The following is a 24,443-nucleotide window of genomic DNA, read 5'->3' on the forward strand; positions in this document are numbered from 1 at the left end:
TCATTCTCTTTTGCGCATTTATCGAAAATTTTTTTGTTGAATAGTGAAAAAATGCCGCTCAGAGGCTCTGTGGAGCCATTTAGCGATATTTTTGTAAAATTCCATGTAAAACGTGGTGTTTGGTGAAAAGTGACCTGACGGGCTCTGTGGTGGTTTTGTGTTTAATTTCTTCTCCATACCTTCACCTACTACAACTAAACCAAAGCGACATCTATGAGATGTTATTAACTGATTGATATTGCACGAGTTTACAAGAACTACATGTTTTCATGTAAATTAAGTTTACTTTTATGTTTTGTTTACTTGTAGTTTTCTTCTAAGCCATCTTATTCTTTTATTTCTCTGTTTACTGTGAAAACTTGTTTTCAAAAATGACATGTTTACATTTGTTTTGATGATCGGGAATCATAAGCCACTTCTCTTTGTTTTATTCCTAAGTCGCGAATTTTTGTTTTCTTGTATGTTTTGTAAACTTTTACTACAAGAAATCTTGTGTTGTTTGTTTTTAAATATTTACGGTTTATATAAGTATATGAAAAATATAATGTTTACTTGTCACTTTAGTTTTCCTGTCGTTTTTGAAAACTTTTATTAGATGTAAACATTATCTATATGTTTACTAAAAGTCTGATTTTAGCTTTTCATTCCTTATTCAGTCGGGCAATATAAGAATGAATACCGCTGAAGGATTGAGCCCTTAATATCATGAAAATAGCCATTTATAGTTCCAAAGGTTCCGCTGGTAAAACCCCAATATCAACCAATATCGCACTTGATAAGAACTTCTGTGTTGGGACCAACGAAGCTTTCCATATCTACGACAGCCTAATTGAAGACGATCAGCTTATTGCTCTGGATACAGAAGAGCCCTTTCCGAGCGAATTAAAAGACATGGACGTAGATATTGTATTTGATCTTGCCGGTTCCATTTCCAAGCTGGCTGTCAGCATTACGTCCGCGCTAACCATGTCCGATGTCGTGATTGTTCCTATTTACAATGAATACAAAAGTTTGGTTGCAGGATTAAACACCATTCACCAAATTCAGCAATACAACCAAAACATCATCGTAGTGGCCACCAAGCTACAAAAAGGCAAGCGTGAAACCTTCACGGGAGATTGGCGACAAAGCAGTGACTATCAAAACATTGCAAACGCCGTACACGAGAAATTCCCTGAACACGACATACCTGTTTTGCCTTTGAAATTCTCTAAAGTATTCGACAGCATTTTTGAGCAGCAAAAATCCATCCAACAAATGATGGCCGAAAATCCGCTGGCAAAATACAGCTATCGTGATGTTGCCGTGCAATTTGAAGACATCTACCAACACATTGGACTTTAATACGGGTAAACATAATCATGGGTAAGAACGATCTATCGAGTTTAAAAATCAAACAAGAAAAGAAATTGCCGGATGAAACCGACATCAGCTTGTTAGAAAAAAAAGCCGAGACAAAAACAGCAGAAGTGAAAAAAGCCGACAAAGTGATCAGCCTAAGAATCTCTGCCAGCGAATATGAAACACTGAAACAAAAAGCCGGAATGGTGCCAATAGGGCGTTACTTAAAACACAAACTCAGAGAGTCAACAGACGTTTTTGAGTGATTTCATAGAACAGGTCTGAGCATACAGCGCGACCAATTAGACTTAACAGAGCCTCTTAAAGCCGATGAAAAAACAGCTTTAAGAGGCTTTTTTTGATTCAAAAAACATCGTGACTTCCCCTTCATGGAACATGCAAACCACCTTCTTTTTTAACGCTTCAGACACTTAAAGTGTTCGGCATGCCGAACACTTTTTAAAATGATTCTTTAATCAACAAATATAAAACGACCATCATCACCGATATAAAATAATGTTTCTGTAAAGCGGAAACTGTAAAGCGGAAACTGTAAAGCGGAAACTGTAAAGCGGAAACTGTAAAGTGAACCCCCTGTATCCCAATAACCACGCCCCTTCTAGGTTGATTTCTTCGTGCAACCTAGAAGGGCGGATATGAGGGAAATGCGGTTTTTTTAGCGAAAATTCGGTGGTGTCACCTGGAGTTGATCATGTCTATACGATGGTTTCTCCTATCAAAATTGATAGGAAGTGACTTAATATTTTAGTTATTTAGTTCCGTTGAAGAGGTATTAAAAACACCTTTTTCCTTACAGACTTCTTGATATAAGTCGTAATAACCTGCCGCCATTTTATTTCGGCTAAACAGTTCGTAGAAACGCGCTTTGGCTTGCTCGCCAAACTGTGAAGCAAGCGCTTCATCTTGCCACAAAGTTTGCATGGCTTCCTGTAAGGCGAGGGCATTATTCGGTGGGATGACCAAGCCGGTTTCCTGGTCAATATTGATGTAACTGGTGCCTGTTTCAATCTCGCAAGAGATCATGGGTTTGCCATTCATTGACGCTTCTAACAATGAGATCCCAAAAGCTTCTGACCGCATGTGAGATGGAAACACAAACGCGTAACACAGGTTTAACAGCGCGGTCTTGTCTTCATCATCCAAAGCGCCGAGAAAAATAACATTGTCTGCGCCTGCGTCTTTTGCTTGCTGTTTTAGCGCATCTTCTAATGGTCCCGATCCCAAAATCACCACAGGATAAGACAACTGACTGGCGGCTTCGATCAGCACATGAAGCCCTTTGTAGTAACGTGCAACGCCAACAAACAAAAAGAACTTTTCTTCCAATATATCGCGCCAATGGTCGAGTCGTTCCTGGCTTGGGCTCGCGTAAGAGGTCGGCTCCAGGCTGTAAGGAATGATAGAAATCTTATCTCGATAAGGCGGCAATACATCGCTGCTGTTCAAGTAATTAGGGGAGGCCACCACAATACGATCAACACTGCGTAAAAATTGATTCTGAAGCGGATTATAAAGCTTCAGCAAGGTTTTTTGCTTTACCACGTCTGAATGGTAGCTCACCACACAAGGCTTGTTCCTGGCGTACATAAAATGCAGCACGTCGGCCAGAGGGTAAGGGAAGTGATAGTGAATGACATCCGCTCGATCAACCAAATCTTTAAATTGCTTAAACACCTTAAAAGAAAAAGGCGTAGAGGCTAATTCAAACGCACTGTGGCTTCGATATACCGTTTGATTGCCCACCTTGATCGGGCTTTCAACTTGCTTATTAGGAGTCAGTGAAAGAACGGTGCTGTGTACACCCAAAGCTTCAGTACTGTTTGCTAATTGACTAATGACCTGCTCAATGCCACCGAATGTATCGGGGAAGTAGGTTTTATAAAAATGTAGAACGTTCAAAAGAGTTCCTAAGCAATAAACTAGCAATGAGCAAAATGAGTACAACAGCATTGTACGGTAGGAGGTGGGAGGTATTTTACACCGAGCAGCAGCAGACAACCAGCATTCATGAAAAAGACAGAATAGGGATCTAAAAAATAAGATGGTTTACAGTGATAAAAAAAACCCAATATCCAAAGGATATTGGGTTTTTTACATACCTTATTAAGCCAAGGCTTTTTTAGGTATGAGGTTATCGAACCTATTAATACTTTATTTGAGGAAGAAGCCGTTAGGCTCTCCCTCAAGCAAGAGTATTAAAGAGTTAGGTCACCTGTAGCTAATACATCGTCGCCTAGGTCGAATGTACCGATCAAAGTAACAGAGAAGTCTAGGTTTGCATCGCCTGCTACATAAGTAGCATCTTCGTATGTTACTTCGTACACAGAGTATGTACCAAGGTCAGTATCATCGCCTGTTACAGCGCCGCCAGCGTTATCAGCATCTTGAATGATCAAGATAGACACACCGTCGTCCTGGTACAAGTCACCGACAGTTGAAGCAGTAGCACTTAGAGTCGTTGTTGCATCTGCAGCTTCAAGAGCAGCTTCTAATTCAGCTGTTGTCAAAGTCTCAAGTGTTTGAGTTGCAGATACGCCGCTTAGATCACCGAAATCAACCAAGTTGATACTGTTCGCTGTGAAGTCAAGAGAAGCATCAACAGTGTTAGTCAATGCTACTTCAGACTCTTCAGAAGTCGAACCAGAGTTGTTCGATTCAACAGTACCAGTCAAGTAAGACGTGAAGTCTAACTCGTCAGTACCAGATACGAAGTGAACGATAGTGTCGTCACCTTGGTTGTAACCAGTCCACACTACTGTATCCGTTGCAGTGTCTTCAGAGCCCAAGACAATTACGTCGTCACCAGAACCTGCGTTCACAGTGTTTGCGTTATCAGTATCAACAGAGTCAGTACCTAGCGCGCCAACATCAGCAGCATCAAGAAGTGTATCGTTTACGATAACTGCAGTAGATGCTGTACCACCTGCTGCATCATCAGAGAACAAGATCTCATCTTCTGTCACAACAGAAACGACACCTGCACCATCATCAGCTGCGTAGAAGCCTGCTTCAACAAGTGCTGCTGTTAACGCAATGCCATCCGCAGCTGCTGTTGCTGCTGTTGTGTAAGTCACTTCTACATCACCGATTGTTACAGTCACTTCATTACCAGCTGTGCCAGCAGTGAGCGTGATAGTAGAACCTTCGTAAAGAGTATCAGCAGAAACGAATACTTCTTCACCCAATGCATCTACAGCGTCATAAGCAGTTTGTGCACTAGCAGTAGAGTCATTTAACAACTCTTCGTAATCTGCTTCCATAGAAGAAGTCACGGTAGCTGTTTCTTGGTCAGATACTGTGATTTCAATACCTGCAATGTTTTGTACGCCGTCTACTAGGTATTTGAATGCAACGTTGTTGTTTTCATCTACATAAGCTTCAACGATTTTGTTCAACACTTCGTTTTCATTAACAGCTTCTAGGATGGCTTCGTTCAAGTCGTCAATAGTTGTCAACGTTGTGCCAGTAGATGCTGTGATTTCGATCGCTTCAGATTCGAAAGTTGTGTTCAACTCGTCTGCAGCAAGGCCGCTTGTAGAGATAGACACAGTTACTTCACGGCCATCCAAGAAGTGGATCTCACCGTCTGTAGAAGCAGTCGTATCTGTAGCTGCTGTTCCAGTTGTGTACATCGCAGTTGTAGCAACAACTAGCAATGCGTTAGTGCCAGTGTTTTCAACGTAAACAACGTCATCACCTGCGCCTGCTTCAACGTCAACAGTAACATCGTTACCGTAGATAACGTCATCGCCTGCACCAGAATCGATTGTTGCTGTTGTAATTTCTACAGCATCATCTGTTTCGTCAACAGTGATAGTGTCGTTACCAGCGCCAGTAGAGATAGAGATAGAAGTATCGCTGTCAGTGTTCGCTTCGATACGGTTGTCATCTAGAGTGATGTCAAGCGTGTCGTTACCAGAACCTGTCGTTGCAACGTAAGCGTCGTCGTTTAGTGTCGCATTGTATGTTACGTCACCTGTTACGCCAGAAGACGCAGACAATGTGCCTAGGTCAACGATGTCGTTGTCACGACCCAATACAACATCACCAGTGAAGTCAGTCACAGTAATAGTGTCTAGACCTTCTTTTAGTAGGTTCTCTTGGTCAACGTTACCGAAGTAGTTGTCTGAGTCTGTTGTATCTGCATCTTCATCTTCGAAGTCTGCGTTAGCTAATACGAAGTCACCTTCGTAGCCTTCATCGTTTGTGATTGTGATGTTTTCCAATGCATCGTTTGTAGAAGAGATGTCAGAGATGACAGAGCTATCACGTACAATAACGTTGATTGTGTTAACACCAGTTGAAGAATCAGAAGAAGAAGTAGAACCGATGATGATTTCACCACCGTTAGAACCACGACCAACGTTGTCAACGATAACGTCAGCTTCAACAACGAATGAAGTTGTTGTAGATTCAGCGTTTACTTCAGATTGTGCTAACAAGATAGCAACTTCAGAACCCGCTTTTTGCTCTGGAGCAAAAGTGATGTCTTCAAACTCGTTACCATCAGTATCAGTGATAGTGATGTAGTAACCAGTGTAGTTAAGATCGAAGTCAGCGTTGTCTGTTTCGAACGTAGTGAATTCACCGTCTAGCTCTACTTCGTAGTTTGTTAGGCCATCTTCAGACAATGCTGTCTCGATCGCTGTAACCAAACCAGCATAAGTGCCGTCAGTTGATTCGATGTCTTCGAAAGAGTAAGTCGTACCGTTTTGTACGAAGCTCATGTCGAATGTCATGTTAGCAAGAGGTGTTGTTGTACCTACTGCTTGTGCACCGTCAGCTACTTGGATAGTTACGCTTGCGCTACCAGAAGTTTCGTCTGGCTCAGCAACTAGATCTTCTTCGTTGAAGTAAGCTTCTAAGTCAGAGAACTGCTCAGTATCTTTCATTTCGAAAGTAACGTCTTGAGTTACTTCAGTAGACTCGATATCGATGTTAGTGATAACCAAGTCAGCGTCAGATTTGTCAGATGCGTAGTGCTCTTCTTCTTCGATGTGGTCAGCGTCTAGAGTTACATCTTCTAGTGCTTCGATACGGATGTTTTCAACGCTTTCCAAGATTGGAGTTACATCAAAAGCAGTACCGTCATCAACTGTACCGTCTTTGATTAAAGTTGCTTCTAATGTATCAGTACCTGCGCCACCATCAATGATGTCGCCAGTTGCCAATGCGTTAGAAAGTGCACCGTCAGAGTTTTGACCAACGTATGCTAGGAATTCGTCTGCGTTGTCAGTACCAGTGATGTTGTCACGGCCTTCAGTCAATACAGTTGTTTCGCCTTCTTCTTCTACTGTTGGGTAAGCTTCTTCAATGGCTTCAAGAACGTCATCAAGAGAGCTGTCAGTAGAATCAACGTCAGCAAGGAATGCTGCCGCTTCAGTTTCAGAGTAAGAATCGCCTGCTGCTGCTGTGTAAGCTATAGCTGCTTCTGCTTTGTTTTCAAGAGTAACAGCGTCGTCGTCAAGAGCGGCGTCTAGGAAAGTAATTGCTAGGTCAGAGATGGCTACAGAGCTACCTTCACCTGTTGTCCAGTATTCAAGACCAGCGTCTTCTGGGTCACGGCCGAACATGCGATTGTAAAGTTCAGTTACAGCATCTTCACGAGAAAGTGAACCTAGGCCTTCAGAATACGCATCAGTTGAAACCAAGCTAGCGTTTAAAGTTGCAAGAGTATCGATTTCTGCTTCGATTTGCTCTTCCCAGTATGCAGCGCCTTCAGAGTCTGCTGCATAGCCCAAAAGGCCGATATATAATTGTTGAACTTGTTCAGCTACGGTAGCCATATTGATATTATCTCCATTATACAAAAAATTGTCGAATCGACTGAGGTTTCCCCGTCTTAACGTGCTAAGCACCGAACCCGTCGGTTCACAATCCAAAAGATTGCACGGGTATCCTTTTGCCAAAAAGAATAATACATTAATTTGTAACGAATACTATACAAATCAAGCATTGATAAATGTTTTATTTGCAAGCGTTTTTTAATGTATTTCTTCCATTCAGCGTACGACTGAAGAAAAAACTTCAGCTTTTACATTATCTAGCATATAGCATGATTAGCCTAGCCTATATAAGGTTTTATTAAGGCTAAAACCGCTTTTTTTTGACATATTGGGCGTATTTTTCAAAAAATTTGTAAAAAAACGCTTTTTTGCCTACCTCGATTTGTCTAAAAATTAGACTTGAGATTGTTCTTTATAGCTTTTTTTCTAAGAACACGCCAGATAAAATGTGTTTTAAACGATGAGAAAGTCGTTTCCAGTCATTTTCTTTTAACCATTCTATTTGTGCTTCTGCTTTTCCTTTTAATACCCTTTGATTTGTTAACCCTTTGTAAATATCTTCTGCTATTTGCTCTGCTTTTGTGCCTGATAAGAAGTGAACGGCGTTTGCTACATCATCAAAAATAGCCAATGGGGTGCAAAATACCGGTTTTTGTAACGCTAATCCCCACCTAACTGCTGCGCTGGAAGATTCTTGCGTTTGCTGGTATGGATAGATGATACAGTCAGCTAAAGACAGCCAGGCTTGGGATTCCTTATCGGTTAAGAAGTCACTTATAAATGTAATGTGTTCCGTGAGCTGATATTCAATAATTTTTTGTTGGCAGACTTTTAAATGTTCACGGGAAATGTCTGCTGGATATTCTGCCGTAATAAGCAAAAGGTGGCTGTTAGGTTGCTTTTGCAAATAACAACGAAAGGCTTCTATTAATACATCTATCCCTTTATGAGGCAGTAAGAAGCCATAGCTTGCGAGTACGGTTTTATCTTTTAATGTTTGTCGCATTTTGTGTTGCGGAGTATCGGCTTCCAATTCGAATAACTCGGCTTGTTTCGCACCATGAGGAAACAAGCTCACATTATGAATAAGGTCAAAACGCTTTAGTTGGTTTAAATCCGCTACGCTGTGTACCAATATTCGTTCAACCTGTTGAAGCTGTGTTTGTAAGTCTTGCAGGCTTTTCCGTTCTGCGCCCCAATACACATCGCTTGTAGAATGTAGTATTAAAAATGTTTGTATGTTTCTGTCATGCAATCTCTTTAATAGCTTTTTCAATGCGGCTAGATCAAAGAACGAGAAGTTGAATTGAATGATCACTTGTTCAATCGTGTTATTCATAATGGCGCTAAACAATCCTTCCAGATTATCAATACCTGGTAGCCCACCTGATTGCCAGCAGCGTATTACGTTGGCGTCATCTTCACAGGTTACGTTTTCTTCTTTACTTGCTAATACTAAGGTGTCGGCTAGTGCGGGTTGCATTAATAGCTTGCTGTAGGTGGCAATGCCGCATTTGCTGTTCCAACTTGTCACAATGGCTTGTTTAGGCTGTGGACTGAGTATTGGGAGTGTTGGCAATGTGGCGATGGCTTCTTGGCTACGTTGTGCAATGTGTTGCCAGCGATATTGGGTGTTTATTAGGGCTCTCGCGGCTTGGACTTTCGCCTGGCAAAACGTATCGAGGTTTTGTTCCTGGTAAGCTTGGTAAAAGTCTTTTAATAGGCTTCCTAAATGATCTGCATAAGGTTCTACCCAGACAGAATTATTGCCACTTATATGGCTGGTTGCGCGGCGAAATTCATAGTCGATTAACCAAGCTGTTTGGTCCGTGCAAAAATCACTTTGCCCACCATAGCCTGTGGTGATGACAGGAAGGTCATGTAGCATGGCTTCTGCCATAGGCAAACCAAAACCTTCCCCTCGGCTCGGTGTCACTAATACATCTGCTGTTTGATAAAGCGCTCTAATGGCCCCGGTGGGGAGGTCTTCATTTATTAAAATAATGTCTGGTGCGTTGTCTGCTGCTTCCCTCCACGCTTGCAGTTGTTGTGCAATGTCATGGTGTGGATTGGTAAAGGTTTTTATGATCAGGCATATCTGATCCTCACCATTAAAGTGATTCGCGTAAGCTGTTAAGAGGACATCGACCCCTTTGCGTGGAAAGCATGAGGAAATGTGCAGTAGGTATAGTTTCTCTTTTTTTTCTTGTTGCTTTTTTTGTAATTCGATTGGTAGCAGGCTGTCATCTGCTTCTGTTTGCAGTATGTGATCAACACCGATGCCCGTGGTAAAGAGCGGTATATTACAACCGTTGTTTCGCAGTGTTCGGCTGACATAGTGTGACATGGTGGTTGCAAACTGCAGATGCTGGTTAAAGTCATCTATATAGTCGCTCGGCACATAGGATTCTTCCCAGCCATATAGGTTCAGACCATTATAGATGCCTTGCATTCCACTGACGCGTGGCGGGTACAGTAGACGTAAGCAGGTTTCTACCTCTGGCTGTGTGAGACTTTGTTCCGCGATATGGGCTATTTCAGGGTCTTGTTGTAAAAACGCTGGATTGGCAGGGAAGTCACCCCCACCTTCTGTTGAATACAAGCCAATACGGTTTGGTTCTAATTGATGTAATGCTCTGGCAAATTCTCGGTTGACGATGGCGAGACTGTAACTGGAATCGTACGGCCCTTCTATTCTTACGCTAAGTTGGCTTTGTGTTTTGGTTGGTTGGACGGTATCAAGCGCGGCTTTAATTAAAGCGCTGCGTAACCTTGGATTGATGATTACTTGTTGTAACGTCGCGGCGTAATGTTCTGCATTTAGACTTTGTGTCCGTAGGCCAAGCTGATTGTATGAGCTGTCTTGCTCTGGTGTGTGTAAGGCAACAATTGTCACTCTCTTTTGTGCCGAATAAAGCAAGCCGTCGTTCCGCTGATCCGATAAGCAAGTATAGATGTCGGTTTTATTCAATATGTCATTGATTGAGTGTGCTGTTTTGTCGAGATCAACAATGTCTACTGCTTGCGTTAAGCCTAAGTTCGTAATGCTTTGTTGAATTTCTGTCAGATACGCTTTTTTTGGCGAATGGGTGAACCATTGCAAGCAAATGTTTTGTTGTTGCATAGCTCGCAGTGTGTACAGCGCATTGAGTAAAGTCAGCGGTTGATTGTTCGGCGTCAGGTCACCAATGAAAGCCAGTTGTAACGATGTGTTAGCGTCTCGAAAGCTCTGTGATGGATGAGCAGGTTCAACGTTCGATTGTGGTTTGGCCGGCATGCTGGGTCTCATTGGTAACAAAGGATGGCTTATTATGGATAAGCCATCCTTGTAATGGAATGAGAAACGCTAGAAATATGAGAAGGTTATTTCTCTGATAAGAGTTTTAGGTCGGTATCAACCATTTCTGTGATCATTTCTTCTAGTGTGGTTGTTGCACTCCAGCCTAACTTTTCTTTCGCTTTGGCAGGGTTACCTAAAAGTACGTCAACTTCTGCTGGACGGAAGAATTCGGGATCTATGATTAGGTAGTCGTCCATATTGAGTCCGACATGTTCAAACGCGATTTTACACATATCTCGTACGGTTGTTGTACGGCCTGTGGCAATGACGAAGTCATCAGGTGTGTCTTGTTGCAGCATAAGCCACATTGCTTGAACGTAGTCTTTCGCATGACCCCAATCGCGTTTTGCATCTATGTTGCCTAAACGTAGTTCGTTTTGTAGGCCAAGCTTGATGCGAGCGACTGCGTCGGTCACTTTGCGGGTCACAAACTCCAAACCACGCAATGGTGATTCATGATTGAATAAGATCCCACTGCAAGCGTAAAGATCAAAACTTTCACGGTAGTTCACTGTCATCCAGTGAGCATAAAGTTTGGCAACGGCGTAAGGCGATCGAGGATAAAAAGGCGTGCTTTCTGATTGCAATGGCTCTTGTATAAGACCATACATTTCAGATGTAGACGCTTGATAGAAACGGGCTTTTGGTGACACCAAGCGCATTGCTTCTAGTACGTGGGCTGCCCCCATACCAGTTACTTGGCTTGTTAATAGGGGCTGAACCCAAGATGTTTGTACGAAAGACTGCGCCGCTAAGTTGTAGATCTCATCAGGTTGGTGTTTCGTTAATATGCGTATTAAGCTCGATATATCCGCAAGGTCACAGTCTTCCAGAATCACATCATTTGTAATCCCAAGCGAGTCAAGACGCCAAAAATTAACGCCGTTTGAGCTGCGTCTAGGGTTTGCGCCAACTACCTTGTAGCCTTTATCGATTAAGAGTTTAGCTAGATATGCACCATCTTGGCCCGTAATGCCAGTAATGAAAGCCGTTCTAACGTCCATAATATCCCAGTAAATAGAGGTTTTAAAAAAGGCGAGACTATAGCACAAAAAGGTCAAGATTGAAGGGGCGTATTCTTATCATATAGACACTTAAACGCGCAACCTCTCTATGATCGAATGTGGGGTGGTGTTAATATGCTGGCATTTAATGCGTCTTAATCTCACTAAACCCTACAATTAAGAGCGTACAATTTAAGAAGGCAACGCATACTCATGTTTATACCTGCAATAATGGCTGGCGGTTCTGGTACTAGGCTGTGGCCTCTTTCTCGTAAAGAATTTCCTAAGCAATTCCTCAGCTTAACCTCTGAAGAAAGTCTGTTACAACAGACCTTAGAGCGTTTAGAAGGCACTAGCCATAGCTCACCTATTCTATTGGCGAGTGAGAAACATCGATTTTTGGTTGCCGAGCAACTTAGACAATCTAAGATTGCTAAGAGCAAAATCGTATTAGAGCCATTTGGTCGAAATACAGCTCCGGCTATTGCGATCGCTTCTTTTATGGCGGCCAGCTCCTCGCCAGAAAATGTTTTGCTGATTTTACCTGCTGACCACAATGTGATTGATATTAACGGTTTTCAGAAAGCTGTTGCCAAAGCTCAGTTGATGGCAGAGAACAATTATTTGGTGACCTTCGGTATTGTTCCAGATCAGCCTGAAACCGGTTATGGGTATATTAAATGCGGTGAAAAAATTGACGAGAACGGTCATCGTGTCGATGCGTTTGTTGAAAAGCCTGATTTAGCGACAGCACAAAGCTATTTGGATGATGGGGAGCATCTTTGGAATTCTGGGATGTTTATGTTCAAAGCCGGCGTTTTCTTAGCCGAGTTGGAGAAATACCAGCCAGATGTGTTTGATCATTGCAAAAGAGCCTTCAATGCAATGAAGAGAGATCAAGACTTCCACCGTATCCCTGCAGATGTTTTTGAAGATTGCCCTGATATTTCCGTGGATTATGCGGTCATGGAACAAACGGATCTAGCAGCCGTTGTGTCGTTAGATGTCGGCTGGAGCGACATTGGCAGTTGGGATGCTTTAAGCCAGGTATTAAAACAGGATGAAAATGGTAATAGCCTACGCGGCGATGCCATTGCGCAGGAAACAAAGAACTCCTTAGTGATTTCAGAAAGCCGTTTGGTCAGTACGATCGGTGTGCAGGATTTGGTTGTGGTTGAAACCAAAGATGCAGTGCTTGTTTCTCATAAAGATCATGTTCAAGACGTGAGAAAAGTGGTTTCTTATCTTCGCAAGCAAGACCGAAATGAAGCCGATTGCCATCGTGAAGTTTACCGTCCTTGGGGACATTATGACTCGATTGATAGCGGAGATCGTTATCAGGTGAAGCGTATTTGTGTGGAGCCTGGCGCTAAGCTGTCTGTGCAAATGCATCATCATCGAGCGGAACATTGGGTTGTGGTTTCTGGCACGGCTAAAGTATTTTGCGATGGTGAAGAAAAAATACTGACTGAAAACCAATCAACTTACATCCCTGTTGGTGCAATTCATTCTCTTGAAAACCCTGGAAAGGTGCCATTAGAAGTCATTGAGGTTCAATCTGGTTCTTATCTCGGTGAAGATGATATTCAGCGCTTTGAAGACCGCTATGGTCGTGTTGAATAACCCATTCATGGTTTGCACTCTTTCACTAACGACAGTTTCTTAAGGTCGCCATTTAAGGTGATTATTAGAGACTGTTGTTGGTTGATATACTCGTAGGATTTTTCCAATGCTGGAAACACTTCGCAGCTTACTTCTCTATAAGCATTTTATATTCAGCTCTATTCGTAATGAATTGGTGACTAAATTTGTGCGCAGTAAGCTAGGTGGGCTATGGGTTATTATTAATCCTTTAAGCCAAGTGGCGATTTATGCCCTGATTTTATCCAATGTATTAGCCGCTAAAATTCCCGAAGTTGAAAGCACTTATGCGTATGCGATTTACCTTATGGCTGGATTATTAGCGTGGAATTTATTCAGTGAAATCATGAATCGCTGTCTCAATGTTTTCATTGAAAACGGCAATTTGATGAAGAAGATGCACTTCCCTAAGATCACGCTGCCCATCATTGCATTAGGCTCATCGATATTAAATAACGTCCTGTTGTTCGTTGCGATGATGCTTATTTTTGTCGTCTTAGGCCATAGCTTTTCTTTGATGCTGTTTTGGCTTATTCCGCTGACACTTCTGTTAGTGACATTAGCATTGAGCTTAGGGCTTATTTTGGGCATTTTTAATGTTTTCTTGCGAGATATTGGGCAGATCATGCCCATTGTTTTACAGGTTTGGTTTTGGTTCACGCCGATCGTCTACCCTATTGCGATTATCCCTGAGAAATACCATCAGTGGTTGATGCTGCTGAATCCTATGTTTTCTATTACCCAAGCCTATCAAACCATTATTGTTTATAACCAAGCGCCATCTTTTGATACTGGCTTAATATGGGGCTGTTGTATTGCTCTGCTTTCACTAGTACTGAGTTTGTTCTTGTTCCGTCGAGCAACAGAAGAAATGGCGGACGTACTATGAGTCTGATTAAGGTAGAAAACCTAGGAAAAGCCTTTTTTACCTATTCATCTGAGCTTCATCGTTTTGCCCGTTGGTTCGGTTTTAATACTCGAAAGACTCAAGCTAAGTGGGTTTTGAAAGAAATCAATTTTACTCTGGGTGCAGGTGAAGCAATTGGCATTATTGGCCAAAATGGTGCAGGGAAAAGTACGCTCTTAAAGATGATTACTCAGACTCTAAAACCAACAAAGGGTGTCATTCAGGTTAATGGTCGCATTGCCGCTATTTTAGAGCTTGGAATGGGCTTCAACCCAGAATTAACAGGGCGACAAAATGTCATACATTCCGCAGGATTAATGGGGTTCTCTGTTCCGCAGATAGAAGAAGTAATGGCTGAAGTTGAAGCATTCGCTGAGATAGGACATTACTTTGATGAACCGACTCGTGTGTACTCTAGTGGTATGCAAGTACGTGTTGCATTTGCTGTCGCCACCGCGTTTAGGCCTGACATATTGATCATTGATGAGGCGTTGTCTGTTGGTGATACTTACTTCCAGCATAAAAGCTTTCAGAAGATAAAAGAGTTCCAAGAGTTGGGGACAACCTTATTGATTGTCTCCCATGATAAAAGCGCCATACAACGCTTGTGTCATCGCGCTATTTTGATTGACCAAGGCACCCTTATTAAAGATGGTCCGCCGGAAGAAGTGTTCGACCTTTATAACGCCATTCTTACTAAGAAAGAAGATCAAAGAATCGAGCAATCTCTTACTAACGAAGGTAAGCTAAAGACATCTTCGGGAAGTGGTAAAGCCATTATTAAATCGGTAAGACTTTTTCATCACCAGCATCAAGAGACAGATACGGTGGCGGTTAATGAGCCTATTCGTATTTGTGTCGACGCCCAAATAATAGAGGAAATTCCATCACTTGTTATGGGATATGCCATAAAAGATCGTCTTGGTGAGGTCTGTTATGGCACAAATACCTGGTATTCAGGGCAAGCATTGATACAGCCGAATATTGGCGAGATGTATCAGTTTAATATTCATATACCAGCCAATTTTGGCGTGGCTAGTTACTCAGTTTCTATCGCACTTCATGGCCAAGAGAACCATTTATCAGACAACTATGACTGGCAAGATCTGTCTTTAGTTTTTAACGTCGTTAATGCCAATAAGGTGCCCTTTCAAGGCAGTAATTGGCTCGATCAAAACATCACAATAGAGCAAAAAAGTAAGAATCTATAACATGACTGCTGAATTCAATATTCCCGATGTACCAGCCCACTCTATCCTTGGTCTTAGTTATAGTGGTATGCACGACTCCTCTATTGCGATCGTTTCACCAAGTGGTGAGATAATCTTTGCCGTGTCTCTTGAACGTCTTTCCCGAGTGAAGCAAGACGGTCGCTTCCCTCAACTTCTTTTGGATCAAATACCTTGGGACAAGATAGACAAAATAGCCTTGCCTGTAGAAGAGTCATACCATTGTGAGATTGATGCCCAAAGCACACATCACCCTTTGCCATTGGCGAACTACAGTGCATTTGATCGGGCTCACAAGGATGATTTTTATGAGCACTTAAAACACTTGAACAAAGAACTTTGCTTTGTACCGCATCATGTGAGTCATGCCGCATCCGCGTTTTGGTTAAGTGATTTCGAAACAGCCTTATGTTTTGTTTACGATGGCGGTATGGCGAATGAAGAATGGTTTGGCGGCTTATTTGACGCTAGCCGTGCGAACAACATCACAGCCATTGATCGTTTCGGTGCCCAGCGTTATGCGAATGTCACGGCTGTTTATACAGCAGTGACTGCTGTTTTGGGTTTTTCTCCCTTAAAACACGAAGGGAAAATAACAGGACTCGCAGCCTATGGTAAAGACAATCCACATTGCGACCGTGTACTTAAACACTGGTTATTAGAGCCTAGAAGCTTAGATGGTTTGCTGCACTGGGAAAATATGTACAGTACTACGGAAGTGCCCAAACTAACGGCGAGCATCAAGAAAATTGAAGCGCTAAAGCAAGACTTAGTTGGGGTTAGCCGTGAAGATTTAGCATTTGCTGTGCAAAAACTGGCGGAACAGCATGTGATTGAGATCCTTAAAAGCTGGCAAAGCACAGGTCAAGAGCTTGGTAATCTTTGCCTCTCTGGCGGTTTGTTTGCCAATGTTAAGGTCAACCAGAGAATCAGTGAATTAGGCTTCAAAAACCTTTTTGTATCACCTCCTATGGCAGATGACGGCACGGCTTTAGGCGCCGCGCTACACGTCGCATCACAAGGTGAAGCGTTTGCACCGAAGCGGGCAGATCATGTGTTTTTAGGTCCTGTTTCTTCTGATCATGAAATTGAAGCATTGCTTGCCAGTAAGAATGTTCAAACCATGACATTGGATGAGTCACTAAGCCCTGCTGAGACGGTCGCTAAGCTATTAGATGATGGTTCTATTGTGGCTGTGTACCAGGGGAGATCTGAGTTTGGCCCACGGGCATTAGGCAATCGCTCTATATTGGCGAATGCAGATGACACGGACATTAACCGTAGCCTCAATGAAAAACTGAATCGAACCGAGTTCATGCCTTTTGCTCCAATGTGCTTAAAGGATGATGCTAACTCCTGTTTTTATAATATTGATGCCGTGGCGCATAGCGCTCAATTCATGACGGTAACGCTAGACTGTACCGAAATGATGCAGACGTTATGCCCTGCTGTGGTTCACTGTGATAATACCGCAAGGCCACAGCTGGTAACGCAAGAAACGAACCCTTTTATATATGATGTGCTCAGTGCGTATAAAGCATTGAGTGGTAAACCTGCGATCGTGAATACTTCCTTTAATGTTCACGAAGAGCCTATTGTTTGTTCTGCTGAGGATGCGCTCAAGGGCTTTTTCGAGTCTGGTTTAGATTACTTATACCTTGCTGGCCACATCATTTCTTTGAAAGAGAACATAGCGTTAGAGAATCAATACTTAAAGCAGAAAATCACTGGGTTACGTCATCAGGTTAGTCATTATAAGCAGCAATCCGCTGAAATAGATTTCTTCAGAAAGGAATTAAACGAGCATGCTGCTTTAGTGAAAAAACAAGAAGATTTACTCGATGCTAGAGCGCAAGAAATTGCTAGAAGAGACCAAGCTGATCAGTCATCAGGGAAAATAACATCGCCATTACGAGCCATTATTAACCTTTTTAAATAAGTTAGGGACGACAAATGAAAGACATTATTTTAGTAACCGGTGCTACAGGTTTTGTAGGTTCTGTGTTGCTTCCTAAATTGTCGATTGCCTTCCCTACTGCTGACATTGTTGGTCTTTATTATAATGACCGGACGACAAATCTATCTGGTGACTCACTTACTAATGTCACCTATAGAGCCTGCAATTTTGCAGACCAAGAGCAAATCAAAAAACTGATTGATGAAATCCAGCCTCGCTACGTTATCAACCTCGCGGCCATATCTCATATACCAACCGCCTGTGATAATCCTGATTTAACTTGGAACGTAAACCTGTACGGTGTCTTGCATCTACTCAATGCCTTGGTGAACACCAATACCGTTTGTACTTTTCTTCAAGTGGGTTCTGGGGATTGTTACGGCCAGTCTTTTGCGAGTGAAAGCCCGGTTGATGAAAACACGGCATTTATGCCAATGAACCCTTATTCAGCCAGTAAAGCGGCAGCTGACCTTGCGGCGTTTTCTTATCGCCATCAAGGTCAATTGAAGATCATTCGTGCCCGCCCTTTTAATCACAGCGGAGCAGGTCAATCTGGTAATTTTGTAATCCCTTCGTTTGCCAAGCAAATTGTGAATATCGAAAAAGGCTTACAACCCCCTGAACTAATGGTTGGCAACTTAACCGCTGAACGCTGCTTTTTACATGTAAATGATGTCGTAGATGCTTACATTGCGCTTCTACTCAATGAACAGACAATAGCTTCTGGGGAAGCATTTAATATCGTATCTGATCAAGCAACGGCTATTCAGTCTGTTCTTGATCGCCTATTAGCAAAGTCGCATGTTGATGTTGCTGTGTTAAACGACCCAGAGAAACAAAGGCCAAGCGATATTCTAAAAGCCAGTGGCAGTGCGGATAAACTAAAGCGATTCACTGGATGGTCTCCCAAGGTGACACTTGATGAGCTACTTGATGATGTGTTGATAGGATTACGGCAGGAGCAGTAAAGCATGTCCAATAAATTGGTCCACAATACGGAAGTAATCGACTTTGATGATTTAGCGCTTCGCATTGATAATGCTGTACTCAAAACGCAGGATGAAGACTTCAAGGCGTTTGTTGAGCCTATGCCTAGCTCTTTCAAGTTGTCGTTAGAGCAATTACTAAGTCTACAAGATCAGCTTTTTGTTGAAGCATGTTTCTGCCGAATATTAGGTCGAGAAGCCGATGAAGGAAGCATTAATCACTACTTGAGGAAGCTTAAAAAAGGCTACGATCCTAGGGCGATTATCGCCTTCCTTCGCTATTCAGAAGAAGGCAAACAACGCTTTGAAGATTCTGATCAAGGCCTTCCTTCTTTGCGTAAATATCGAGTGTTTGCTTTGCCCATGATAGGCCAGCTAGTCACTATAATATTCGCCCTATATAAGAAACTTTGTTAGGTCGATGATTTCGGCATAATTTTATCAAGTAACATAACACTGCTTTCACGCCAATCTATCCATTCATAATCGGCTTCTACTTGTAATTCAGGTGCAATGCCGTTTTGCTCTATGTCTTCTATTTTTTCAGCAAGATCGAGTGGGTTATCTAGTGAAAAGTAACCGATTTTATCTTGCCCAACTTCTCTGTGTATTGGCGTGTCACTTGCCATTACTGGAAGACCATTCGTCAAGCTTTCTACGATAGGTAGACCAAACCCCTCTACATAGGAAGGGAACAACAACATTTTTGCGTGCTTATAACAATACTGCAGTTCTAGGTCATTCAAATCATTCCAAACAAATAAATGGATGTTCAATTGCTTGTGATGTTTGATTCGCTGCATGAGTTTTTCAACCTTCCAGCCTACATGCCCCACGATAAACAAATTAACGTCCTCTGACGTTTCCCACAATTTATCGAAGGCATTTAATAAATGCTGATGGTTCTTACGTGGCTCTATGGTCGATACGATTAAGTAATTAGAGCCAATAGCAAGCTTGTTTTTTAACTCTTCTCGTACAGTTCCTGTGTTTGTTGTCTGATATTTAAAGTCACCGCCTAACAAAAAATAATCGAACGTCTTATCTGCTATTTTTTCTGGGTAAAGATCACCCATGTAGCGGAGCAAATCATTCTTCACAGTTTGTGAAATACCAATGTATCGATCGACGTATTGGATTGAATCATCAATCCAATTCTTAAATGTTTCACTGTGGTAGGAGTCACAATATTCTTTGTGAGTAATGGGGATTAAGTCATAAATAACAGCAATAATAGTCGCATGACGCGTTCTACACTCTGCGACACTCGCCCAGATGTTGGCATGCCAAGTTGCATCAATTAATAACAATACATCGCCATCTTTGATTGCATCGAAGTGGTTTTTATTTTCTTCAGGCGACGCGGCACTCTCGCTCTTAGCCCATCTTTTCAAGCTTCTAACAGGTTGGATTAAAGTGCGGCGTATTAAATAGTTTAAGCCAAAGTTTTCTGGATGGGCGAAGAGAAACTGTCTAACTCGAACAGAAGGAATAAGAGTACAGCTTAGTTCTCTTACCGCTCGATAAATGCGCTTTAACAACTGTTTAGGCGAACTTACCTTCTTGGCTTTTATCGCATATAAATCGCTTGTTGCTAAAGGGGTAAATTGCCCGCCACTAATGGAAACAGGCACCACGTTGAACGCTTCAGATTCAGCGGAAAGCGGTTCAAAATTTTCAATGACTCGACGGATAACTCGTTGGATTCCAGTATTGAGAGTATTATTTTGTGATATATGTGTACAATCGATATAAACCGTCTTCATTAAGATAATAACCCTGTTTCCAATAGAAAATTACAGCAATGGCCAATTTTATCATTACTAAAATTGGCAACCAATCAAGTATTTTTCACCCTGTTTTGAGTGAAGCTATAAAGCCTTCAACAGAGTAAAGTCAGACGATAAAAAGAATACTGCTTAATAAAAAAACCGAACCTAAAATACCAATCAAATTGGCCAGCATGTCATAGAAGCAAAAGCCTGTACCGTAATAGTGATCCCAACATTCTTTTAATAACCCCACTATAAAGGTAAAAAGAATTGCGCATGTCATTGGCAGCAATACATAACTGGCTAGCATAATGCCTGCACTGTATTGGATGTGTAGGACTTTATCTTGCTCTGCCATTTTCTTAAAAAGATCAGCAATCAACATAACGCTTTCATCGCTTGTATGAGTTTCAAAGACGATGCCTGCCACGTATAGCCTGTTGAGTTTTCTAGCCCTAGTTCAATATTGCTATTCCTCAACCGGTTATCTTCTATGAGCTCTTGTATTGCTTGGCTTATCATCTTCTCATCTAATGGGTTTACCAGAAGGCAAGCGCCATTGGCGACCTCTGGCATGGATGAACAGTTAGAGGCAATGACCGGTGTGCCAGACGCCATTGCTTCAGCGATTGGCATGCCGTAGCCCTCATATAAAGAAACATACACAAGCATAGTGGCCAATCGATAGAAAAGAGGCAAATCATGTTGGCTAACATAACCCACTAAGATCACTTCACCCGATCGCGCCATGTCATCTAATTGTTTATCCATCTCTTCATTGTGCCAACCTCGCCCCCCGACCAACACCAGAGGGTAAGCTTGCCTTATTGGTTTGGGTAATAATCGAAAAGCATGGATTAAACTAATCAGGTTCTTACGAGGCTCTAATGTACATAGAGACAAGATGAACCGCTCTGGTAAGGAGTATTGTTGACGTACAGAAAGAAGCTTTTCAGTACTTGGAATCTGTCGAAAGCTATCACTGACGCCAGGAGGAACCAGCGCGATTTTGTCTTCATCCACACCAAATGCTTGGATGATTTCTTGTTTGCTAAATTCAGAAATAGTAACAATACGCTGAGATTGCTCGATGCTTTTGTGAAGCTGTTTCTCAAGCAACTCAACCCGTGCTCGCGGATGACATTCAGGGTATGCAATATGGGATAAATCGTAGACGGTCGTAAGCGCAGGCAAGTCGATCGGAAGCCGTAAAAAACCAGGGTCCCAGTAAACACTATTCGTATCATAGTGAGTGCGCACGTAATTAGTACGCACTTTCTGTGCGCACTTTTCGGCCAACCTGCGCAGCTGATATGTGGTCGATGAGCCTTGTAATTGGCGCTTCATCGCCCCTTTTACTTTCGATGATAAAGAAGGCGTCTGTTGAATATGAGTGAAGTCATCACAGACACGTAACTGTTTCTGAATGCCATTTCTGTCTATTGTACGATATGGCGTAACCCCTTCGATCTGAGTCACAGCGTCACTCGTCAGAAGGGATTCTATTAAGTACCGGCTATAACGGCCAATGCCCGCCAATGGCGGTGATATAGAAGAGACATTAACAACAACCTTCAGTGTCATGGAAGATTAATTACTTCTCTAACCAGCTGTTCACTTGATTAATCGACTCGTTATTAAACTGACCAGTTAAGCTTAATAAGTTCAAGTAGTTCACTGCATAGTCGTATTGCTTCTTGCGATATTCGATCTGCTGCTTCAGCACTTCTCTTCTCGCATCGAGTACTTCAATCACCGTTGCTGTACCGTATTTGTAACCTTTCTCCATCGCATCAAATGACTTTTTCGCGGACTCAATGGCTTTAGCAGAGGCCTTAATACTGACAACGTTAGCCGAAACGTTCAAATAGGCTTCCTGAATGTTTTTTGATATTTGTCGTCTCTTTTCTTCATAGGCAGCACTGTTTCTATTAAAGTCGGCTTCCATTTGATTCACTCTTGCGTTGGTTTTACCGCCGCTATAAAGAGGGACATTTAGGTTAATAGAGGCGACATTTGATTCGTACTCTGATGTGAGCGCGTTTTCATAACCTATATTACTTCGACTGGACGTTAACTGAAGGTATAAGGTTGGTAAATGCGCGGCTGTAGCACTTTTAATACTCTCTTCCGATGCTTGGATTTTGCTTCTTAAGCCTTTTAATTGATGATTGAAACGCAGACCTTGAGACACCCAATAGTCTTTGTCTAGACCTTCTAAAGGTGCGTAATCAAAAGTTTCACGAAAGCCAGATAACGACGTTGTCACATCATAACCAACCAACTCACCCAATGACGCACGAGCAACCGCAACTGCATTTTCTGCAGCAATTTCTTCTGCTACCAATCGGTCGAATCGAGCTTCAAGATCAAGTACATCTGTCAACAAAGCCAGCTGGCGCTCATATTTGGATTTCTGAGATTCTAGCTCACTCACCGTTAGCTTCTTTTCTGATGTAATTTGCTCAAGAACGTCTTCAGCGGCAAGAACAGCCGTGTAGCGATCTAACAAATCTACAGAAACCGTTGCTACTAAGGCCAGATAGTATTCTTCTGCTTCTTCTACACGCTTATCCGACGCTTTTTTGTCATTGTATTTAGCTTTATTAAACAGCTCCTGCGTTAGGCTTAACTGGTATCTTTTACCATTATAATCCTCTTCCGTTGTCGCCGTCTCATAATGCGTAATTGTCCCTTTTGCAGTCAAAGACACTTGGGGCAAAAGATCCCCAAGCGACTGTCTAGCACGAGCTCTACTCATCTCTACATCGGCTGCAGAAGAGGCAATACTTGGTGATGAGGAAAGCGTTTCTTCATGCAAGGTTAAGAGATCAACCGCATGCGCACTTTGGCCAATTATTAAGGTCGTTACTAATAACGCGTAATGTAACTTTTTCAAGAATGAGCCTCTTTATTCTTCAATCATGGAACGAGAAATGGCATTAGTGGCTGGCTGCAGTAAATACTCAAGCACGGTACGTGATCCTGTATTAATCAACACTTCAGCTGGCATACCTGGCAATAACTGCAGTTCACCGAGTTTATCCATACCTTCTTGCGTAACTTCAAGTCTAGCCAAGTAATAACTGAGCCCCGTCTGTTCGTTCAATAAACTATCTGCTGAAAGCGTAATCAAACGGCCATCAATCATAGGTGTTGTTGCACTTTTGAAAGAGCTAAAACGAATATCTGCATCCATCCCAATAGACAGACGATCAATATCAGCAGTTGACACTTCGGCTTCTACAATAAGCCTTTCGCCTTCAGGAACAATATCCAAAATCGGCGTACCTGGTGCCAATACACCACCAACTGTATGTATGTTTAATCCCAGTATCATACCGCTACTAGGCGCTAAAACATCGGTACGTTTTACTTTATCCGCAATGGTTGAAATACGCTCTTCTAAATCAAATACTTGAGACTGTGTTTCTGAGAGCTGGATAGAAACATCACGGTGAAATTCTCTGTTGTACTGCAATATTTGCAATCGCGTTTCTTCAATTTGAACTTGTAGCCCTTCAATACGAGATTGATTTTCTTCTATCTCACCTTCTGTTCTATCTTTGTTACGTTGAACATCAACCAGTCTTTGTTTATTTACAAAGCCATCTGCCAGCAAGGCTTCATTGTCACCAATTTCGCTAAGATAAGAAGCCAACAACAATGACTTGTTCGCATTCGATGCTTCTAACCCTAAGATACTTGTTTCAAATTGAGAGATTTTTTTCTCTAGTAGGCCTATTTCACCTTTTAAAGATGCTTTGCGGGCTTCAAACAATTCCCTCTCACTGATCATAACTTCTGAGATTCGAGGGTCATCACTTTCCACAAATGGAAATTTAATGAAATCCGCTTTATCACGTTCAGCGATCAAGCGAGCCTGTTTTGCACGAGCGATTGCTAATTGGCTCTTTAAAATACTTAATTCAGCCAATGATTGTGTTTGGTCTAAAACAAGCAATACATCACCTTGTTTCACTTTGTCGCCATCTTTTACATTAATGGCTTTCACAATACCGCCTTCTAAGTGCTGCACAGTTTTTCGGTTGTTTTCAACTTTCACTGTACCTGACGCTAATGCCGCACTATCAATAGGCGCGGTTGCACTCCAACCACCTAACACAACAAACACAAGAAAAATAATCGCAAAGCCAACCAGTTTGATGGATCTATCACTGGTTTTAATATCGCTGGCTGTCGGGTCTTTTTCTTTAAGAGGGTTAATCTCTTGATCGTATTCATCTGCAATGGCTAGCGCTTTTCGTCTCTCCGCCATAATGTCTTCAGAGTCATCTTCAGGCGTTTTACCTTCAGCTGCCTCATTCTCAAGTGAGTCTTCAGATGAGCTTCTGTCTTCTGTTTCATTGTTAGAAGGCGCTTGATCTTCTTTCTGTGCCGTACTCTTAGGAAGCACCTGATTGTTATCGTCTTTTTTAATGTCGTCTGGCATCGTCTT

At 42.2% G+C, this 24,443-nt stretch carries 17 protein-coding genes; 8 read left to right on the forward strand and 9 right to left on the reverse strand.

The genetic code is table 11. From position 1 onward, the window contains the following. The first annotated feature begins 705 nt into the window (after positions 1 to 705). Complete coding sequence (locus ACMUMQ_RS15480) at positions 706 to 1,344, forward strand: ParA family protein (RefSeq protein ID WP_414682809.1); 639 nt, start codon at positions 706 to 708, stop codon at positions 1,342 to 1,344. 17 nt (positions 1,345 to 1,361) lie between these two features. Continuing rightward, entirely contained in the window at positions 1,362 to 1,607 is a 246-nt protein-coding gene (locus tag ACMUMQ_RS15485) for a hypothetical protein (protein ID WP_414682810.1), read from the forward strand. Positions 1,608 to 2,106: 499 nt separating this feature from the next. Here ACMUMQ_RS15485 and ACMUMQ_RS15490 read toward each other — a convergent pair whose 3' ends face one another. The 4 genes from ACMUMQ_RS15490 to gmd all read right to left on the reverse strand — a co-directional run bounded on the left by ACMUMQ_RS15490 (position 2,107) and on the right by gmd (position 11,492). Further along, positions 2,107 to 3,261, reverse strand: a complete 1,155-nt coding sequence (locus ACMUMQ_RS15490) for a glycosyltransferase family 4 protein (protein WP_414682811.1) — start codon at positions 3,259 to 3,261, stop codon at positions 2,107 to 2,109. A gap of 296 nt (positions 3,262 to 3,557) precedes the next feature. Next, the gene (locus ACMUMQ_RS15495; RefSeq protein ID WP_414682812.1) at positions 3,558 to 7,148 is read right to left on the reverse strand and encodes a beta strand repeat-containing protein; all 3,591 of its coding nucleotides are present in this window, start codon (positions 7,146 to 7,148) and stop codon (positions 3,558 to 3,560) included. A gap of 412 nt (positions 7,149 to 7,560) precedes the next feature. Further along, complete coding sequence (locus ACMUMQ_RS15500; protein ID WP_414682813.1) at positions 7,561 to 10,425, reverse strand: glycosyltransferase family 4 protein; 2,865 nt, start codon at positions 10,423 to 10,425, stop codon at positions 7,561 to 7,563. 86 nt (positions 10,426 to 10,511) lie between these two features. After that, positions 10,512 to 11,492, reverse strand: a complete 981-nt coding sequence (gmd, locus tag ACMUMQ_RS15505) for a GDP-mannose 4,6-dehydratase (protein ID WP_414682814.1) — start codon at positions 11,490 to 11,492, stop codon at positions 10,512 to 10,514. Between the two features lie 213 nt (positions 11,493 to 11,705). Here gmd and ACMUMQ_RS15510 point away from each other — a divergent pair, with 213 nt between their 5' ends. The 6 genes from ACMUMQ_RS15510 to ACMUMQ_RS15535 all read left to right on the forward strand — a co-directional run bounded on the left by ACMUMQ_RS15510 (position 11,706) and on the right by ACMUMQ_RS15535 (position 18,629). Continuing rightward, positions 11,706 to 13,115, forward strand: a complete 1,410-nt coding sequence (locus tag ACMUMQ_RS15510; RefSeq protein ID WP_414682815.1) for a mannose-1-phosphate guanylyltransferase/mannose-6-phosphate isomerase — start codon at positions 11,706 to 11,708, stop codon at positions 13,113 to 13,115. A 106-nt stretch (positions 13,116 to 13,221) separates the two neighbouring features. Continuing rightward, the gene (locus ACMUMQ_RS15515) at positions 13,222 to 14,022 is read left to right on the forward strand and encodes an ABC transporter permease (RefSeq protein ID WP_414682816.1); all 801 of its coding nucleotides are present in this window, start codon (positions 13,222 to 13,224) and stop codon (positions 14,020 to 14,022) included. Further along, entirely contained in the window at positions 14,019 to 15,251 is a 1,233-nt protein-coding gene (locus tag ACMUMQ_RS15520; protein WP_414682817.1) for an ABC transporter ATP-binding protein, read from the forward strand. Before ACMUMQ_RS15515 ends, ACMUMQ_RS15520 begins: the two co-directional genes overlap by 4 nt. A gap of 1 nt (position 15,252) precedes the next feature. Continuing rightward, positions 15,253 to 17,208: a carbamoyltransferase C-terminal domain-containing protein gene (locus ACMUMQ_RS15525; RefSeq protein WP_414682818.1), complete on the forward strand. Its 1,956-nt coding sequence runs from the start codon at positions 15,253 to 15,255 to the stop codon at positions 17,206 to 17,208. A gap of 14 nt (positions 17,209 to 17,222) precedes the next feature. After that, positions 17,223 to 18,194 (forward strand): GDP-mannose 4,6-dehydratase, encoded by a 972-nt coding sequence (locus tag ACMUMQ_RS15530; protein WP_414682819.1) that lies wholly within the window; start codon positions 17,223 to 17,225, stop codon positions 18,192 to 18,194. 3 nt (positions 18,195 to 18,197) lie between these two features. Then, the gene (locus ACMUMQ_RS15535) at positions 18,198 to 18,629 is read left to right on the forward strand and encodes a DUF4214 domain-containing protein (protein ID WP_414682820.1); all 432 of its coding nucleotides are present in this window, start codon (positions 18,198 to 18,200) and stop codon (positions 18,627 to 18,629) included. Here the strand turns inward: ACMUMQ_RS15535 and ACMUMQ_RS15540 are convergent. The 5 genes from ACMUMQ_RS15540 to ACMUMQ_RS15560 form a co-directional block, all read right to left on the reverse strand. After that, positions 18,626 to 19,978: a glycosyltransferase family 4 protein gene (locus ACMUMQ_RS15540; RefSeq protein WP_414682821.1), complete on the reverse strand. Its 1,353-nt coding sequence runs from the start codon at positions 19,976 to 19,978 to the stop codon at positions 18,626 to 18,628. The genes ACMUMQ_RS15535 and ACMUMQ_RS15540 overlap by 4 nt on opposite strands. 130 nt (positions 19,979 to 20,108) lie before the next feature. Then, entirely contained in the window at positions 20,109 to 20,369 is a 261-nt protein-coding gene (locus ACMUMQ_RS15545; RefSeq protein WP_414682822.1) for a hypothetical protein, read from the reverse strand. Continuing rightward, complete coding sequence (locus ACMUMQ_RS15550; RefSeq protein WP_414682823.1) at positions 20,363 to 21,568, reverse strand: glycosyltransferase family 4 protein; 1,206 nt, start codon at positions 21,566 to 21,568, stop codon at positions 20,363 to 20,365. Before ACMUMQ_RS15550 ends, ACMUMQ_RS15545 begins: the two co-directional genes overlap by 7 nt. 10 nt (positions 21,569 to 21,578) lie before the next feature. Next, entirely contained in the window at positions 21,579 to 22,883 is a 1,305-nt protein-coding gene (locus ACMUMQ_RS15555) for a TolC family outer membrane protein (protein WP_414682824.1), read from the reverse strand. A 12-nt stretch (positions 22,884 to 22,895) separates the two neighbouring features. Then, the gene (locus ACMUMQ_RS15560; protein WP_414682825.1) at positions 22,896 to 24,437 is read right to left on the reverse strand and encodes an HlyD family type I secretion periplasmic adaptor subunit; all 1,542 of its coding nucleotides are present in this window, start codon (positions 24,435 to 24,437) and stop codon (positions 22,896 to 22,898) included. Positions 24,438 to 24,443 lie beyond the last annotated feature (6 nt).

This window comes from Marinomonas algae (assembly GCF_047525555.1).
Taxonomy (GTDB): Bacteria; Pseudomonadota; Gammaproteobacteria; order Pseudomonadales; family Marinomonadaceae; genus Marinomonas.